The sequence below is a fragment of the Pseudomonas sp. NFPP25 genome, assembly GCF_900116505.1.
GTDB lineage: Bacteria > Pseudomonadota > Gammaproteobacteria > Pseudomonadales > Pseudomonadaceae > Aquipseudomonas > Aquipseudomonas protegens.
In genome coordinates this window covers 393,864-410,149 of the sequence record NZ_FPBG01000006.1, presented here as the reverse complement: position 1 = coordinate 410,149, position 16,286 = coordinate 393,864, and the positions used below count along the sequence as shown (strand labels likewise).

13 protein-coding genes are annotated in these 16,286 nt (G+C 62.5%); 4 read left to right on the top strand and 9 right to left on the bottom strand.

Annotation, left to right across the window (positions count from 1 at the left end):
- Window positions 1–8: 8 nt before the first annotated feature.
- The 4 genes from BM382_RS25025 to BM382_RS25005 form a co-directional block, all read right to left on the bottom strand.
- A complete protein-coding gene (locus BM382_RS25025) occupies window positions 9–245 on the bottom strand; it encodes a DUF1653 domain-containing protein (RefSeq protein WP_019093731.1) in 237 nt (78 codons plus the stop codon).
- Window positions 246–343: 98 nt separating this feature from the next.
- Window positions 344–1,519: an acetyl-CoA C-acyltransferase FadA gene (fadA, locus tag BM382_RS25020; protein ID WP_011060261.1), complete on the bottom strand. Its 1,176-nt coding sequence runs from the start codon at window positions 1,517–1,519 to the stop codon at window positions 344–346.
- Window positions 1,520–1,547: 28 nt separating this feature from the next.
- Entirely contained in the window at window positions 1,548–3,695 is a 2,148-nt protein-coding gene (fadB, locus tag BM382_RS25015; protein WP_011060260.1) for a fatty acid oxidation complex subunit alpha FadB, read from the bottom strand.
- 555 nt (window positions 3,696–4,250) lie between these two features.
- On the bottom strand, window positions 4,251–4,688 hold the full coding sequence (locus BM382_RS25005) for a hypothetical protein (protein WP_015634809.1): 438 nt from the start codon (window positions 4,686–4,688) through the stop codon (window positions 4,251–4,253).
- A gap of 100 nt (window positions 4,689–4,788) precedes the next feature.
- Between BM382_RS25005 and BM382_RS25000 the strand changes: the two genes are divergently transcribed.
- The gene (locus BM382_RS25000; protein ID WP_011060258.1) at window positions 4,789–5,226 is read left to right on the top strand and encodes a universal stress protein; all 438 of its coding nucleotides are present in this window, start codon (window positions 4,789–4,791) and stop codon (window positions 5,224–5,226) included.
- A 95-nt stretch (window positions 5,227–5,321) separates the two neighbouring features.
- On the opposite strand, the gene BM382_RS24995 is transcribed toward BM382_RS25000, so the two are convergent.
- Entirely contained in the window at window positions 5,322–7,241 is a 1,920-nt protein-coding gene (locus tag BM382_RS24995) for an ATP-binding cassette domain-containing protein (protein ID WP_011060257.1), read from the bottom strand.
- 213 nt (window positions 7,242–7,454) lie between these two features.
- Between BM382_RS24995 and BM382_RS24990 the strand changes: the two genes are divergently transcribed.
- Entirely contained in the window at window positions 7,455–9,383 is a 1,929-nt protein-coding gene (locus tag BM382_RS24990) for a transglycosylase SLT domain-containing protein (protein ID WP_011060256.1), read from the top strand.
- A 203-nt stretch (window positions 9,384–9,586) separates the two neighbouring features.
- Here the strand turns inward: BM382_RS24990 and BM382_RS24985 are convergent, their stop codons facing one another.
- Window positions 9,587–11,350 carry an ABC transporter transmembrane domain-containing protein gene (locus tag BM382_RS24985; RefSeq protein WP_162470467.1) on the bottom strand — a complete coding sequence of 588 codons (1,764 nt, stop codon included), beginning with the start codon at window positions 11,348–11,350 and terminating at the stop codon, window positions 9,587–9,589.
- Window positions 11,351–11,609: 259 nt separating this feature from the next.
- Between BM382_RS24985 and BM382_RS24980 the strand changes: the two genes are divergently transcribed.
- Window positions 11,610–11,789, top strand: a complete 180-nt coding sequence (locus tag BM382_RS24980) for a PA1571 family protein (protein ID WP_011060254.1) — start codon at window positions 11,610–11,612, stop codon at window positions 11,787–11,789.
- Window positions 11,790–11,846: 57 nt separating this feature from the next.
- On the opposite strand, the gene pdxB is transcribed toward BM382_RS24980, so the two are convergent.
- Window positions 11,847–12,989 carry a 4-phosphoerythronate dehydrogenase PdxB gene (gene pdxB / locus BM382_RS24975; RefSeq protein ID WP_072444155.1) on the bottom strand — a complete coding sequence of 381 codons (1,143 nt, stop codon included), beginning with the start codon at window positions 12,987–12,989 and terminating at the stop codon, window positions 11,847–11,849.
- A 190-nt stretch (window positions 12,990–13,179) separates the two neighbouring features.
- On the opposite strand from pdxB, the gene BM382_RS24970 reads away from it, so the two are divergent.
- Window positions 13,180–14,589: an MATE family efflux transporter gene (locus BM382_RS24970; protein WP_019093726.1), complete on the top strand. Its 1,410-nt coding sequence runs from the start codon at window positions 13,180–13,182 to the stop codon at window positions 14,587–14,589.
- Here the strand turns inward: BM382_RS24970 and tusA are convergent.
- Both tusA and rlmM read right to left on the bottom strand, forming a co-directional pair.
- The gene (tusA, locus tag BM382_RS24965; protein ID WP_011060251.1) at window positions 14,586–14,837 is read right to left on the bottom strand and encodes a sulfurtransferase TusA; all 252 of its coding nucleotides are present in this window, start codon (window positions 14,835–14,837) and stop codon (window positions 14,586–14,588) included. The two genes, BM382_RS24970 and tusA, sit on opposite strands and share 4 nt — an antisense overlap.
- A 191-nt stretch (window positions 14,838–15,028) precedes the next feature.
- Window positions 15,029–16,102, bottom strand: coding sequence for a 23S rRNA (cytidine(2498)-2'-O)-methyltransferase RlmM (gene rlmM, locus BM382_RS24960; RefSeq protein ID WP_015634804.1), 1,074 nt, complete (start codon window positions 16,100–16,102; stop codon window positions 15,029–15,031).
- Between the last annotated feature and the right edge of the window lie 184 nt (window positions 16,103–16,286).

Genomic DNA, 16,286 nt, shown 5'->3' with positions numbered 1-16,286 from the left:
ACCTGTACTCATGCCGGTGAAAAAAGACTGGGTTCGGCCTGCACCAAAGCAAAGCGCGGGACCTGCTCGCCGTCAACTTCGACCGACTCCAGGAACATGCTCAAGGGCCGCACCCAAAAGCCGTAATCCCCATACAGGGCTTGGTAGAACACCACTTCTTCTTCCGTTTCCGAGTGCCGCGCCACGCTGAAAACGCGATACTGCGGCCCCTTGTAATGCTGATAGAGCCCGGGTTGTAACTGCATGCTCTGGCCCTCGTGCAATTTTTTCAAAATAAAGACAAACAAATCTTCAGAAAAACAAAAACCGGGGCACTGGGCCCCGGCTTCCATCAACCCAACGCTTAAACGCGTTCGAAGACGGTCGAGATACCCTGGCCAAGGCCGATGCACATGGTGGACACCCCGAAGGTGCCGCCATTCTGCTTCATGACGTTGAGCAGGGTCCCGGAGATACGTGCGCCGGAGCAACCGAACGGGTGACCCAGGGCGATCGCGCCGCCGTGCAGGTTAACCTTCTCGTTCATCTTGTCGAGCACTTTCAGATCTTTCAGCACTGGCAGGGCCTGTGCAGCGAAAGCTTCGTTGAGCTCGAAGAAGTCGATATCGTTGATGCCCAGGCCCGCGCGCTTCAGGGCTTTCTGCGTGGCCGGTACTGGACCATAGCCCATGATGGCCGGATCCACACCTGCAACGGCCATCGAACGAATCACCGCCATCGGCTGGATACCCAGGTCCTGGGCACGCTGGGCCGACATCACGATCATGCACGAGGCACCGTCGGTGATCTGCGACGAAGTACCGGCAGTCACGGTACCACCTTTAGGGTTGAACGCCGGCTTCAGGGCCGCCAGGCTCTCCAGGGTGGTCTCGGGACGGATGGTTTCGTCGTAGTCGAACAGTTTCAGGAAACCGTTCTCGTCGTAACCCTGCATCGGGATGATTTCATCCTTGAACTTGCCTTCCACAGTCGCCTTGTGGGCGAGCTGGTGGGAGCGCACGCCAAAGGCGTCCTGCTGCTCACGGGTGATGCCGTGCATCTTGCCCAGCATCTCGGCGGTCAGGCCCATCATGCCGGAGGCTTTGGCTGCGTACAGGGACATGTGCGGGTTCGGATCGACACCGTGCATCATGCTCACGTGGCCCATGTGCTCGACGCCGCCGACCACGAACACGTCACCGTTGCCGGTCATGATCGCTTGCGCGGCAGTGTGCAAAGCACTCATGGACGAGCCACACAGGCGGCTGACGGTCTGGCCGGCCGAGGTGTGCGGGATCTGGGTCATCAGCGACGCCATGCGTGCGATGTTCCAGCCCTGCTCCAGGGTCTGGTTGACGCAGCCCCAGATCACGTCCTCGACTTCCGCCGGGTCGACCTTGGCGTTGCGTTCCAGCAGTTTGCTGATCAGGTGCGCCGACATGTCTTCGGCGCGGGTGTTGCGGTGCATGCCGCCCTTGGAGCGGCCCATCGGAGTACGACCGAAGTCGACAATCACGACGTCTCTAGGATTCAAGCTCATATGTTCACTCTCGCTCTAGTGTGGGCGCTTAACCGAAGAAGCTCTGGCCGTTCTTGGCCATTTCACGCAGCTTCGCGGTCGGGTGGTACAGCGCGCCCAGATCGGCGTACTGGTCGGCCAGGGCAACGAACTCGGCAACACCGATGGAGTCGATGTAGCGCAGCGCACCGCCACGGAATGGAGGGAAACCAATGCCGTAGACCAGGCCCATGTCAGCTTCGGCAGCGGTTTCAACGATGCCGTCTTCCAGGCAACGAACGGTTTCCAGGCACAACGGGATCATCATCCAGTTGATGATGTCTTCGTCGGTGACTTCACGCTGCTCGTAGACAATCGGCTTGAGCACTTCCAGCACCGACGGATCGGCCACCTTCTTCTGCTTGCCCTTCTTGTCGGTTTCGTAGGCGTAGAAGCCCTTGCCGTTCTTCTGGCCCAGGCGCTTGGCTTCGTAGAGCACGTCCACGGCCGAGCGGCGATCGTCCTTCATGCGATCCGGGAAGCCTTCGGCCATGACGTCACGACCGTGGTGGCCGGTGTCGATGCCGACCACGTCCATCAGGTACGCCGGGCCCATTGGCCAGCCGAATTTCTCCATGATCTTGTCGATGCGCACGAAGTCCACACCGGCGCTGACCAGCTTGGCGAAACCGCCGAAGTACGGGAACAGCACGCGGTTGACCAAAAAGCCCGGGCAGTCGTTGACCACGATCGGGTTCTTGCCCATTTTCTTGGCGTAGGCAACGGTGGTCGCTACCGCCAGTTCGCTGGACTTCTCGCCACGGATCACTTCCACCAGCGGCATCATGTGCACCGGGTTGAAGAAGTGCATGCCGACGAAGTTTTCCGGACGCTTGAGGGCCTTGGCCAGCAGGCTGATGGAAATGGTCGAGGTATTGGACGCCAGGATGGTGTCCTCCTTGACCTGGCCTTCCACTTCAGCCAGCACGATCTGCTTGACCTTGGGGTTCTCGACCACGGCTTCAACCACCAGGTCGACGTTGCCGAAGTCACCGTAGGACAGGGTCGGACGAATGCCGTTGAGCACTTCAGCCATCTTCGCGGCGGTCATGCGGCCTTTGTCAACGCGGCCCACCAGCAGTTTCGCGGCTTCCGCCAGACCCTGCTCGATGCCGTGTTCGTTGATGTCCTTCATCAGGATCGGCGTGCCTTTGGAGGCCGACTGGTAGGCGATGCCGCCACCCATGATACCGGCGCCGAGCACGGCGGCCTGCTTCACGTCCTTGGCGATTTCGTCGTAGGCCTTGGCCTTTTTCTTCAGTTCCTGATCGTTCAGGAACAGGCCGATCAGGCTTTGCGCAGCAGAGGTCTTGGCCAGTTTGACGAAGCCGGCGGCCTCTACTTCCAAGGCTTTGTCGCGGCCAAAGTTGGCGGCTTTCTGAATGGTCTTGATCGCTTCGACCGGTGCCGGGTAGTTCGGGCCAGCCTGGCCGGCCACGAAACCTTTGGCGGTTTCGAAAGCCATCATCTGCTCAATGGCGTTGAGCTTGAGCTTTTCCAGCTTAGGCTGGCGCTTGGCCTTGTAGTCGAACTCGCCGGAAATGGCGCGCTTGACCAGGGCCAGAGCGGCGTCCTTGAGTTTGTCGGGAGCAACCACGGCGTCGACGGCACCGACTTTCAGCGCGTCTTCAGCACGGTTTTCCTTGCCGGCGGCAATCCACTCGATGGCGTTGTCGGCACCGATCAGGCGCGGCAGACGCACGGTACCGCCGAAGCCCGGGTAGATGCCCAGCTTGACTTCCGGCAGGCCGATCTTGGCACTGGCAGCCATGACGCGGTAGTCCGCCGCCAGGCACATTTCCAGGCCGCCGCCCAGGGCGATGCCGTTGATCGCGGCAACGGTTGGCACGTTGAGGTCTTCGAAATCGCTGAAGATCTTGTTGGCTTCGAGGTTGCCTGCCACCAGCTCGGCATCCGGCAGCTTGAAGTTGTCGACAAACTCGGTGATGTCGGCGCCGACGATGAACACGTCCTTGCCGCTGCTGACGATCACGCCCTTGATCGAAGCATCTGCCTTGATGGTGTCAACAGCCTGACGCAATTCGTTCAGGGTTAGACGGTTGAACTTGTTGACGGACTCACCCTTGAGGTCGAAATTCAATTCGACGATGCCACTTTCAAGAGCCTTAACCGTGATGGCTTTACCTTCGTAAATCATCAACTGATCTCCACGATATGGAAGCTGAACAGTACACGTCGGACGCTGACTTCTGGCATGGCACTAACGTCACCGTCGATGCTAACGCCAATCCGCCAGGCACACCCGCCAACGCGATAGTCGGGATTCTGTATAGAGCCGCCTGCGATGCAAACGCTCATTTCATACGCCCGTTTGATTTGGGTACGCCACATTCAGGGAAAATCCAGCAATTGTCAATCGTCCAAAATGCTGTTTGAAACGCGACTTTGCGGTCACTCCATTGCTCCCTGGACGATCAACACGCCCCTGCATTCATAACCATTCATAGGATCTATATTTAGAAAATGCGCCCTAAATCTCCCACTGAATGGGAGAAAGAGCGACTACGCTGGGAAAATATCTGAAGAAGCCGCACAGTTTGTGCGACAGGGGCACCGCCCCGTTCTGCAAGAGGCCACCCCGGGTGGCAGCCACGAGATTACCGGCCTGCCTGGCCATCCCCGCCCGATGCTGATATCGGGCTTTTTATTGCCGGCTGCCCGCGATTGCCGCGCGCACCCTCCCCTGGATGACTCAGGCCAACGCCTTGAGCACCGAGGCAATATCCTGCAAAACACTGACCTCGCCACGCTCGTTCCAGTACAGGGCAATCATCTGCTTGTCCGCCTCGACCTTGAACACCCCTGCCGGCAAGGCCTGGAAGTGCTTGAGCAGTGGCTCATCGACACAGGGCTCGCGCCACTGGTTGACCCAGTTGCCCGGCGCGATCTGCCAATAACTCCAACACACAGGCTGCCCGCTGCGCCGTGGCCGGTGATACTGCGGGCAAGGGTTGGGCGGCTCCTGGCCCAGCCAGTGCGGCCACTCCTGAGGGGCCAGTTGCATGGCCAGGCCCATGCGTCGCGCCTCCATGCGCAAGGCGATCAACCCGCTCTGGCGACGAGAAGGTCGCAACCACGCCAGCGGACTGAGAACTACCGCAAGGATTGACACCACTATCCAGACCGTCATATCTGTACTCTCGATTTTTGATGAGCGGGACCTGGGTCAAACCAACCCGCTTGAAACCAGCCATACTTGAAGCTATTGCAACCCTCAGGAGGAGCACCTCATGCCCTACCACCATATTCTGGTCGCCGTAGATCTAACCGAAGAGTGCGATCCTGTTATCCACCGTGCTCGCGAACTGTCGGTGAGCAATGGAGCCAAGCTGTCCCTGGTGCACATTGTCGAACCCATGGCCATGGCCTTCGGGGGCGACGTCCCCATGGATCTTTCGCAATTGCAGCAGCAACAGTTCGACCAGGCCCGGGAGCGTCTTGATCGGCTGATCAACAAGTACCCGGAGCTGACCAAGGAATACAGCCACCTGACCTACGGCCAGCCGCGCCAGGAAATCCATCACCTGGCCAAGGAACAGGAATGCGACCTGATCGTGGTCGGCAGCCACGGCCGACATGGCCTGGCCCTGCTACTGGGCTCCACCGCCAATGACGTCCTGCACGGCGCGCCTTGCGACGTGCTGGCCGTGCACCTGGTCAAACGCTGAACCCGCCCCGAGGGTTGCCGGCTCCCAAAAGCTGGCAAGCGCACTGAAAAAAAGCCCGACTCTGCAGTCGGGCTTTTTTATCAGCAACCGGTCACTCAGGCATCCAGTTCGGCCCAGCGCTCGACCATCTGCTCCAGTTCGGCATTCAACTGCTCAAGGCGGGCAATTACCGCTGCAGTTTCCGCCGCCGGGCGCTGATAGAAACCAGCGTCTGCCATTTCCGCCTCGACCCCGGCGATCTGCTGCTCCATGGCATCGATCTGCCCCGGCAAAGCCTCAAGCTCGCGCTGCAATTTGTAGCTGAGCTTCTTTTTCGCCGCCGGCGCTTCCTGGGCAGGAGCCGGAGCCGCCTGTACCGGTGCCACCACTGCAGAGTTCAGCTCGGCCTTGCCGGACTTGTTCTCGGTCACCCCCAGCAACCGCGGCGAACCGCCCTGGCGCAACCAGTCCTGGTAGCCGCCGACGTACTCGCGCACCTTGCCTTCGCCTTCGAAGACCAGGGTGCTGGTCACCACGTTGTCGAGGAATGCCCGGTCGTGGCTGACCATCAGCACAGTGCCCTGGAAGGTCAGCAGCACCTCTTCCAGCAGTTCGAGGGTTTCTACATCCAGGTCGTTGGTCGGTTCATCGAGCACCAGCAGGTTGGCCGGTTTACTGAACAGCTTGGCCAGCAGCAACCGCGCACGTTCGCCGCCAGACAACGCCTTGACCGGCGTGCGAGCACGCTGCGGGCTGAACAGGAAGTCGCCGAGGTAGCTCAGCACGTGGCGGCTCTGGCCATCGATCTCGATGAAGTCGCGACCTTCGGCGACGTTGTCGATCACGGTCTTTTCCAGATCCAGCTGATGGCGCAACTGGTCGAAGTAGGCCACGTCGATACGCGTCCCCTCTTCCACCTTACCGCTGCTGGGCACCAGGCCACCGAGCATCAGCTTGAGCAGCGTGGTCTTGCCGGTACCGTTGGCGCCCAAGAGGCCGATGCGATCGCCGCGCTGCAGGACCATGGAGAAGTCCTTGACCAGGAACGGACCGTCCGGGTGAGCGAAGCTGACGTTCTCCAGCACCATCACCTGCTTGCCGGACTTGTCTGCGGTTTCCAGCTGGATATTGGCCTTGCCGGTACGCTCGCGACGTTCGCTGCGCTCGACACGCAGCGCCTTGAGGGCGCGCACGCGGCCTTCGTTGCGGGTGCGCCGGGCCTTGATGCCCTGGCGAATCCAGACTTCCTCCTGGGCCAGGCGCTTGTCGAACAGCGCGTTGGCGGTTTCTTCCGCCGCCAGCATGGCTTCCTTGTGCACCAGGAAGCTGGCGTAGTCGCCGTTCCAGTCGATCAGGCCGCCGCGGTCCAGTTCGAGGATGCGGGTGGCCAGGTTCTGCAGGAAGGAACGGTCGTGGGTAATAAAGAGGACCGCCCCCTGGAAATCCTTCAGCGCCTCTTCCAGCCAGGCGATGGCACCAATGTCCAGGTGGTTGGTGGGCTCGTCGAGCAGCAGCAGGTCCGGCTCGGACACCAGGGCCTGGGCCAGCAGCACGCGACGACGCCAGCCGCCGGACAACTCGGCGAGGGTCTTGTCGGCCGGCAGCTGCAGGCGGCTCAGGGTGCTGTCCACCAATTGTTGCAGGCGCCAGCCGTCACGGGCTTCGAGGTCGTGCTGGACGTGCATCAGTTTTTCCAGATCGGCGTCGGTGACGATGTTCTGGCTCAGGTGGTGGTACTGGGCCAGCAACTCGCCGACACCGTCCAGGCCCTGGGCGACCACGTCGAACACGGTCCGCTCGTCGGCCACCGGCAATTCCTGGGGCAATTCGCCGATCTTCAGACCGGGTGCGCGCCATACGGAGCCGTCGTCGGGCTTCTGATCGCCCTTGACCAGCTTCATCATGCTGGATTTGCCAGTACCGTTACGGCCGATGATGCACACCCGCTCACCACGGGCGATCTGCCAGGACACCTTGTCCAACAACGGCATGGCGCCGAAAGCAAGGGACACATCGCTGAATTTGAGCAGGGTCATGTTCTTCTCCAAAAACCGGGCGCGCATTCTACCTGAGTTGAGCCCGCAGAAGGCCGGGTATTTCGCCCACGAGGGCGCTCGCGGCACATTTGTTGCCAACTGATGCGAGCAGGCCGGCAAAGCTTTCACCGGTTGCTGGCAAAAGGCTAAGCTAGTGAGCAATCAGTGTTGGCCCTGTCGGCACTTGTCATGATTTCTCTGCCCGGATGTCTCATGCGCAGTCGCCTTTTCAGTGTTTTATCTTGCCTGCTTCTTTCCACCACAGCCGTCCACTGCGCCCAGGCGGCAGACCTGACTCTACAGCGCCAGTATTACGATGAAGCCAAGCGCGCCCTGGCCAAAGGCGATTCCGGCCCCTATTTCCGTTATGCCGATGCGCTGCGCGACTATCCGCTGGAGCCCTACCTGGCCTACGACGAGCTCACCGCCCGGCTGAAATCCGCCAGCAATCCCGAGATCGAGAAGTTCCTCGCCGAACATGGCGACCTGCCCCAGGCCAACTGGATGAAACTGCGCTGGTTGCGCTGGCTGGCCGAACGCGGCGACTGGGCGACCTTCACCAAGTACTACGATCCGAAACTCAACTTCACCGAACTGGACTGCCTCAATGGCCAGTACCAGCTGGGGCACAACCTCAAGGCCGAAGGCTACGCCGCCACCGAGAAGCTCTGGCTGACCGGCAAATCCCAACCTGCTGCCTGCGACGCGTTGTTCGCCCAGTGGGCCGCCGAAGGCCAGTTGACCGAACAGAAGCGCTGGCAGCGAGCCAAACTGGCCGCCGAGGCCCGCAACTACCCCCTGGCCAACAGCCTGGTAAAGAGCATGACCACCCTGGCGCCCCAGGGCCGCCTGCTGGTGGACGTGGCGCAAAAACCCGAACTGCTGAGCCAGCCCTCGCGCTTCCAGCCTGCCGATGAAGCCATGTCCGACGTGGTTGGCCTCGGCCTGCGCCGCCTGGCGCGCCAGGATCCGGACAAGGCCATGGCCCTGCTGGATGGCTATGCCAGCAGCATGCACTTTTCCCGTGACGAAAAAGTGGCCATCGCCCGCGAGATCGGCCTGACCCTGGCACGGCGCTTCGACAGCCGCGCCCTGGACGTGATGACCAAGTACGATCCCGAGCTGCGGGACAACACCGTCTCCGAATGGCGCCTGCGCCTGCTGCTGCGCCTGGCGCGCTGGGAAGACGCCTACCAGCTGACCCGCAAGCTGCCCCAGGACCTGGCCACCACCAACCGCTGGCGCTACTGGCAGGCCCGTAGCCTGGAACTGGCCGAACCGAAGAACCCTCAGGCCCAGGTATTGTTCAAGGGCCTGGCCCGGGAGCGGGATTTCTACGGTTTCCTTGCCGCCGATCACGCCAAGGCGCCCTACCAGCTCAACAACCAGCCGCTGATGCTCAGCCAAGCCGTGATCAACAAGGTACGCAACACCCCGGGTGTACGCCGCGCCCTGGAGCTGCATGCCCGCGGGCAGATCGTCGACGGCCGCCGCGAGTGGTACCACGTCAGCCGGCATTTCAACCGCGACGAAATGGTTGCCCAGGCCAAGCTGGCCTACGACCTGAAATGGTACTTCCCGGCCATTCGCACCATCAGCCAGGCCCAGTACTGGGATGACCTGGACATCCGCTTCCCCATGGCCCACCGCGACACCCTGGTGCGCGAAGCCAAGGTTCGCGGCCTGCATTCCAGCTGGGTGTTCGCCATTACCCGCCAGGAAAGCGCCTTCATGGACGACGCCCGTTCCGGCGTCGGCGCCAGCGGCCTGATGCAACTGATGCCCGGCACCGCCAAGGAAACCGCGCGCAAATTCAGCATTCCCCTGGCCTCGCCCCAGCAAGTGCTGGACCCGGACAAGAACATCCAGTTGGGCGCCGCCTACCTGAGCCAGGTCCACAGCCAGTTCAACGGCAACCGGGTACTGGCTTCCGCCGCCTACAACGCCGGCCCCGGGCGGGTGCGCCAGTGGCTCAAGGGGGCCGACCACCTGAGTTTCGATGTCTGGGTGGAAAGCATTCCTTTCGACGAAACCCGCCAGTACGTGCAGAACGTACTGTCCTACTCGGTGATCTACGGCCAGAAGCTCAATTCGCCGCAGCCCCTGGTGGACTGGCACGAACGCTATTTCGACGATCAGTAAGCACCGACCCACAACAAAAAATGCCCGCAGCAATGCGGGCATTTTTGTATCTCCCCCAACACCCCCCAATACCTGTAGCCGATGCCGAGCCTGCGACCGGGCGCGAAGTGGCCGTAAAGCGCTCGCTACGTTGGCGAGGACTACGTGCTCGTGCGCAGCCTCGCAGGCGCGGCAGCGACTACAGAGCTCAGGGGTGCGTGGGCTCAGCCATCGCTGAATTGCAGGGCCGCCAGGCGCGCATACAAGGGGTTGCTGGCAATCAGTTGCTGATGGGTACCCACCGCGACCAGCCTGCCCTGGTCCATGACCGCGATCCGGTCGGCATTCTTCACCGTGGCCAGGCGATGGGCGATCACCAGGGTGGTGCGGTTCTTCATCAGGCTGGGCAAGGCCTGCTGGATCAGGTGCTCGCTTTGCGCGTCCAGGGCGCTGGTGGCTTCGTCCAGTAGCAGGATCGGCGCGTCCACCAGCAAGGCCCTAGCTATCGCCAGGCGCTGGCGCTGGCCGCCCGAAAGGCCAAGCCCGGCATCCCCCAGGTGGGTCTGGTAACCCTCGGGCATCTGTTCGATGAACTCATGGGCATAGGCGATCTTCGCCGCTTCCTGGACCTGGGCCAGGGTCGCCTCGGGATTGCCGTAGCGAATGTTCTCCTCGATGCTGCCGTAGAACAGCGCCGGGCTTTGCGAAACCAGGGCGAAGCAGCGACGCAAGTCCAGCGGGTCGAGCTGGGTCAGGGCCACGCCATCCAGTAGGATCCTTCCCTGCTGCGGGTCGTAGAAGCGCAGCAACAGATCATAAAGGGTGGATTTACCAGCCCCGGAAGGCCCCACCAAGGCCAGAGTCTCTCCGGCCCGGATGCTCAGGCTCAAACCATCGATCGCGAAGCGGTCGGGCCGCGACGGATAGGAAAACCGCAGCCCGTCCAGCTCCAGATCACCCCGCACCCGCGCCGGCAGGCTTACCAGCCCGTCGGCGGGCGGCTGGATGATATTGTCCGCCCGCAGCAATTCGGCAATCCGCTCCGCCGCGCCGGCCGCGCGCTGCAACTCGCCGATCACTTCGCTCAGGGTGCCGAAGGCACTGCCGACAATCAGGCTGTAGAAGACGAATGCCGCCAGCTCGCCGCCGGAGATGCGCCCGGCAATCACGTCCATGCCACCGACCCAGAGCATCACCCCCACCGCCCCCAGCACCAGGACGATCACCAGGGTGATCAGCCAGGCACGCTGGACAATCCGCTTGCGCGCCGTGTCGAACGCCTGCTCCACGGTCACGGCAAACCGCCGTTCATCCTGAGGTTGGTGGTTGTAGGCCTGGACCGTCTTGATCTGGCCGAGGGTTTCCGAGACATAGCTGCCGACATCGGCAATCCGGTCCTGGCTCAGGCGCGACAGGCTGCGCACCCGCCGACCGAAGATCAGGATTGGCGCCAGCACCAGCGGCAAGGCGATGACCACAATGCTGGTGAGCTTGGGGTTGGTGACAAACAGCAGCACGATCCCCCCCAGCACCATCAGCGCATTGCGCAAAAACAGCGACAGCGAAGACCCGATCACCGATTGCAGCAAGGTGGTGTCCGCGGTCAAGCGCGACTGGATTTCCGAGCTGCGGTTGTTTTCGTAGAACCCGGGATGCAGGTAGATCAGGTGATTGAACACCTGGCGCCGGATATCCGCCACGCAACGCTCGCCAATCCACGACACCAGGTAAAAGCGCACGAAGGTACCCACCGCCAGCGCCAGCACCAGCAGCAGGAACAGGCCGATGGACTGGTTCAACAGATGGGGCGATTGAGTCATGAAGCCCTGGTCCACCAACAGGCGAATGCCCTGCCCCATGGACAGGGTAATGCCGGCGGTAACTATCAGTGCCAGCAAGGCGCCCAGCGCCTGCCAACGGTAGGGAGCGACAAAGCGGCTGGCCAGATGCAGCGCCCGGCGGTGACGAGAAGAAAGCATGCTGTTCATCCATTGACGCACCGGCGAGCCGTTCGTTGCAGCAACGGCAACGAGATGAATTCGCAGGAACTTTGGTAAATCACAATGAGTCAGGTTGATTATGACCGCTGACACTAGAGCCTAGAGATTATCGGTCTAATCCGTGGCTGGCACTCCCCGGGCATTTCTGTTGGAGTGAAGTCGCCGGGCCAGCCCTCGCGGCGGTCTGTAACAGCTTGGTCACCCGGCCATTCTAGAGTAAGCACACAACCTGATGAGGAGACAGGCCATGTCCTTGCAACACAGCAGCAATGACAAGATTCAAGTGATCCGTACCCAGCCGAACCAGTCTCTGGGGTGTGCCATCATCGACGCCCAGGGTCGCGAAGTACCTATTACTGAAGACATGATCCAGAACGCCTGCCGCGAACTGGAAAAGCGACTGGTCAAGCCTGCTCGGCAAGATTGACACACAGCCTCACGTCCTCTTGACCCGGCCTTGCGGCCGGGTTTTTTATGCGCGGTTTCAGGCTTCCCTGGCACCCAAGGCACGGACGATCCGGCTCAAGGCCGCGGACTCGCCCTGGATGCGCACTTCCAGGCCGTCGATCTCGCGGCGCTCCGGATAATGCTTGCGCAGACCATCGAAGGCGCTGCGCTGCTGAGCTACATCATCCGACAGGCTACGGCGAAAATCCGCATCGTCACGACGCGGGTCATACACGGCACGGCAGATCATCGCCAGGGCCCAGGCCGGGTCCGCATTGGCATTCAGGCTGACCTGAGGCACCCAGGGCGCCGGCAGCAAGGCCGACAGGCTGACCTGCTCGGCCTGCCCGAGGAAACGGCAGTAGGCCTGATAGATCTGCGCCGTGCCCCGTTGCTTGCCGTCCAGGCTGTAACCGGCGATATGCGGCGTCGCCAGCACGCAGAGGTCCGCCAGGGAAGCATCCACCGTCGGCTCCTCTTCCCAGACATCCAGCACCGCCTGCAAGTCCTCGCGCTGGCGCAGCACCTCCGCCAGGGCCCGGTTATCCACCACCGGGCCACGGGCCGCGTTGATCAGCCAGGTGCCGTGCCTGAGCCGGTTCAGCCGCTGGCGATCCAGCAGGTGCCAGGTGGAGTCTTGCCCGCTCTTGGTCAGGGGTGTGTGCAGGCTGATGACATCGCAGCGCTCGAGCAACTGCTCCAGGCTGACATAGTCACCGCCTTCCGCCGCCTGCCGCTGCGGATCGCAGACCAGCACATTCCAGCCCAGGCCGCGCAGCACCTGGATCAGGCGCCCGCCCACTTCACCGGCACCGACCACGCCATAGCAACGCTGCGCCAGGTCCACGCCTTCGATCTCGGCCAGGGTCAGCAGGCTGCCCAACACATAGTCCACCACGCCCCGGGCGTTGCAGCCCGGGGCGCTGGACCAGGTGATCCCGGCCTGCTGGAAATATTCCAGGTCCAGGTGATCGGTGCCGATGGTGCAGGTGCCGACAAACCGCACCGGGCTGCCTTCCAGCAACTGGCGGTCGACCTGGGTCACCGAGCGCACCAGCAACACATCTGCCTGCTCCACGGTCGCCCGGTCGATGGCGCGCCCGGGGAAACGCCGGATCTCGCCGAAACCGGCAAAGAACTCTTCGATCAGGGGGATATTTTCGTCGGCAACAATCAACATGGCAGGCTCCTCTGGCGGAGCCGCAGTGTAGGCGCAGATGCCAGGCCGGGCTAGCGCGGCATGCGCGCGAACCGGCATTTTCACCCCCCCCGGCGCTTACAAATCCACAACACGGGATGTTTTCCTGACTGAGATGTCAACGCGTAGACTGTCGCGTCCTGCGCAACACCACCTATGGACGCTACGCCCCGTGAATTCCGTGACTGACTCCCCTGCCGCCACCGCCACCAGCCGCCCTGCCCGGGTCGGCCGTGAACTGCATGACCTGCTGGTACTGGCCCTGCCCATCATGATTGCCCAGGTGGCCACCACCGCCATGGGCTTTGTCGATGCCGTGATGGCCGGCCGGGTCGGCCCGCGGGATCTGGCAGCCGTCGCCCTGGGCAACTCGATCTGGATTCCGGTGTTCCTGCTGATGACCGGCACCCTGCTGGCCACCACGCCCAAGGTGGCGCAGCGCTTCGGCGCCGGCAACCTGCACGAGATCGGCCCGCTGGTGCGCCAGGCACTGTGGCTCGCCGTGGTGGCCGGGATCTCGGCCCTGCTGATACTGATCAGTGCCGAGCCGGTGCTGCACCTGATGAATGTCGATCCGGAACTGATCAAGCCCTGCATGGGCTACCTGCACGGCATCGCCAGTGGCTTGCCGGCGGTAGCGCTGTACTACGTGCTGCGCTGCCTCAGCGATGGCCTGGGCCGCACGGTGCCGAGCATGGTCATCGGCCTGGGAGGCCTGGCCCTGAACATCCCCATCAACTACATCTTCATCTATGGCCATTTCGGTGTACCGGCCATGGGCGGCGTCGGTTGCGGCTGGGCCACGGCCATCGTGATGTGGGCCATGATGCTGGGCATGGCCGGCTGGATTTTCTGGGCACCGGCCTACCGCAAGATCCAGTTATTCAGCCGCTTCGACTGGCCGCAAGGAGCGATGATCGGGCGCTTGCTGAGCATCGGCCTGCCCATCGGCATTGCAGTGTTCGCCGAATCGAGCATTTTCGCGGTGATCGCCCTGCTGATCGGCAGCCTGGGGGCCACGGTGGTGGCCGGGCACCAGATCGCCCTCAACGTCAGCGCCCTGATGTTCATGATTCCCTACTCCCTGGCCATGGCGGTGACCGTGCGGGTCGGCCAGGCCCTGGGCCGCCAGCAACCCCGCAATGCGCGCTTCAGCGCCGGCGTCGGCATGGCCACGTCACTGGCCTACGCCTGCCTTTCGGCGAGCCTGATGTTCTTCCTGCGTGAGCCCATCGCCACCATCTACACCACCGACCCGATGGTGATTCAGGTCGCTTCGATGCTGATTGTGTATGCGGCGCTGTTCCAGTTTTCCGATGGCATCCAGGTCACGGCGGCAGGCGCATTGCGCGGCTACCAGGACACTCGGGTGACCATGATCCTGACCCTGTTCGCCTACTGGGGGATTGGCTTGCCGGTGGGCTACGCCCTGGGCCTGACCGACTGGTTCGGCCCGGCGCGGGGCCCGAGTGGCCTGTGGGAAGGCCTGATCGTGGGCTTGAGCTGCGCGGCGCTGATGCTGTCGATCCGCCTGACCCGCAGCGCGCGCAAGCAGATCCGCATCAGCCGCTCGGCGGGTTAATCGAGCTTCTTGCGGATCCAGTAGAGGTAGGTACCTGCCTCTTCCTGCTGCGCTACCAGTTCATGGTCGAGAAACACGCAGAACTTGGGAATGTCGCGGCGGGTGGAGGGATCGGTGGCAATCACCTTCAACAGCCCGCCCGGCGGCAGGTCGCGGATGTGCTGGTGCAGCATCATCACCGGCTCCGGGCAGTTGAGGCCGGTGGCGTCGAGGGTGCCGTCAACCGGCGTATCGATAATCTGGCTCATGAATCACTCCTGAAACTGGCCGGCATTGTCGCGCAATACCGCCATCGGTTCATCTGTTGCTGTCGTTCCACGGCCCCGATCCTGCCGTAGGAGCTGGCTGCCAGCGAAGGCATCCTCACGCCTTGCACCAGTGCGGGGCCTTTTTTGCCGGCAAGCCGGCTCCGACCAGGAAGCGGGCGGTGTTGCGGGTACTACGCCGATTTGGGCTTTTTCAGATCCAGGCGCCGCAGGTGGCAGGTGACTTCCTCGCGGTCGTGGTACAGCTGCTTGCAGCCAATGGCCACGCGAATGCCCCGGGCCTTGAAGCCTTCTTCGATGCGCTCCAGCAAGCGCTTCACCTCGGCATAGCGCTGCTTCATCGGCAGCTTGAGGTTGACCACCGCCTCGCGGCAGTGCCCCTCGCCGATCCAGGTCTCCAGCAGCGCGGCGTTGCGCGCCGGTTTCTCGACGATGTCGCAGACCATCCAGTCCACCGGCTGCCTGGGCTTGTAGGTAAAGCCGTCCGCCATCAGGTGCTGCACCAGGCCGGTGTCCATCAGGCTTTCAGCCATGGGGCCGTTGTCCACGGCGGTCACCAGCATGCCGCGGTTGACCAGTTGCCAGGTCCAGCCGCCCGGGGCAGCCCCCAGGTCGACGCCGGTCATGTCGCCATGCAGGCGCTCGTCCCACTGGTCCCGAGGAATGAAATGGTGCCAGGCCTCTTCCAGCTTCAGGGTCGAGCGGCTCGGCGCTTCCCGGGGGAATTTCAGCCGTGGAATGCCCATGGGCCACATGGCCGAGTTGCCGGCATCAGCCAGGCCGACAAAGACTTCCCGACCGCTCTTGAAGGTCAGCAACAAGCGTGGCTTGGTCGCGTCGTCCACCAGCTTGCCGGCCGCGGTCAGGGCCTTGCGCAGGGGGGCTTCGAACTTCTTGCAGAAGTTGGACAGCTCCTTGCCGTCGTTGGTGTCCACCACTTCCAGCCACAGGCTGCCGCACTGCGGGAAGTTGGCCAGGTAGGCAAGGATCACGCTGATGCGGTCGGTTTCCGGCAGGTCGATGAAGCCGCCCCGGGCCCACTGCCGGGGAAAGATCAGCTCCGGGAAGCGCAGGCCCTGCATCAGACGCTGGGCCCCGTCGTCCTCGGTGCAGATGAACTCGGCGCAGGCGGTGCTGGGCTTGGCCTTGGCATAACCGGCGACATTCAGCCGGGCCGCGTGGTCGGCGATCTCGGAGCAGACTTCGCCCTCGAAGCCGGGCCGGCAATGGATAAACAGGGTGTTCATTGAATCTCCTGGGCAAATGGCGATGAATCGATGCGCAAACCTGCCCTGTAGCAAAGCCTGTCACGAAAACCGGCGCATGATAACCGAGTTCGGAACCTTGGACTGAGCCCAGCAGTCCAGTGATTAGCTATAAGCCCCAAACAGAGCTAGGTTAACTCTCTGTCCGTATCACAGGCCCGTAGCC

What these genes read in the sequence shown, in the direction of transcription:
- BM382_RS25025 (WP_019093731.1), bottom strand. Translation starts at nt 245, where the DNA reads ATGCAGTTACAACCCGGGCTCTATCAGCATTACAAGGGGCCGCAGTAT.
- fadA (WP_011060261.1), bottom strand. Translation starts at nt 1,519, where the DNA reads ATGAGCTTGAATCCTAGAGACGTCGTGATTGTCGACTTCGGTCGTACT.
- fadB (WP_011060260.1), bottom strand. Translation starts at nt 3,695, where the DNA reads ATGATTTACGAAGGTAAAGCCATCACGGTTAAGGCTCTTGAAAGTGGC.
- BM382_RS25005 (WP_015634809.1), bottom strand. Translation starts at nt 4,688, where the DNA reads ATGACGGTCTGGATAGTGGTGTCAATCCTTGCGGTAGTTCTCAGTCCG.
- BM382_RS25000 (WP_011060258.1), top strand. Translation starts at nt 4,789, where the DNA reads ATGCCCTACCACCATATTCTGGTCGCCGTAGATCTAACCGAAGAGTGC.
- BM382_RS24995 (WP_011060257.1), bottom strand. Translation starts at nt 7,241, where the DNA reads ATGACCCTGCTCAAATTCAGCGATGTGTCCCTTGCTTTCGGCGCCATG.
- BM382_RS24990 (WP_011060256.1), top strand. Translation starts at nt 7,455, where the DNA reads ATGCGCAGTCGCCTTTTCAGTGTTTTATCTTGCCTGCTTCTTTCCACC.
- BM382_RS24985 (WP_162470467.1), bottom strand. Translation starts at nt 11,350, where the DNA reads ATGAACAGCATGCTTTCTTCTCGTCACCGCCGGGCGCTGCATCTGGCC.
- BM382_RS24980 (WP_011060254.1), top strand. Translation starts at nt 11,610, where the DNA reads ATGTCCTTGCAACACAGCAGCAATGACAAGATTCAAGTGATCCGTACC.
- pdxB (WP_072444155.1), bottom strand. Translation starts at nt 12,989, where the DNA reads ATGTTGATTGTTGCCGACGAAAATATCCCCCTGATCGAAGAGTTCTTT.
- tusA (WP_011060251.1), bottom strand. Translation starts at nt 14,837, where the DNA reads ATGAGCCAGATTATCGATACGCCGGTTGACGGCACCCTCGACGCCACC.
- rlmM (WP_015634804.1), bottom strand. Translation starts at nt 16,102, where the DNA reads ATGAACACCCTGTTTATCCATTGCCGGCCCGGCTTCGAGGGCGAAGTC.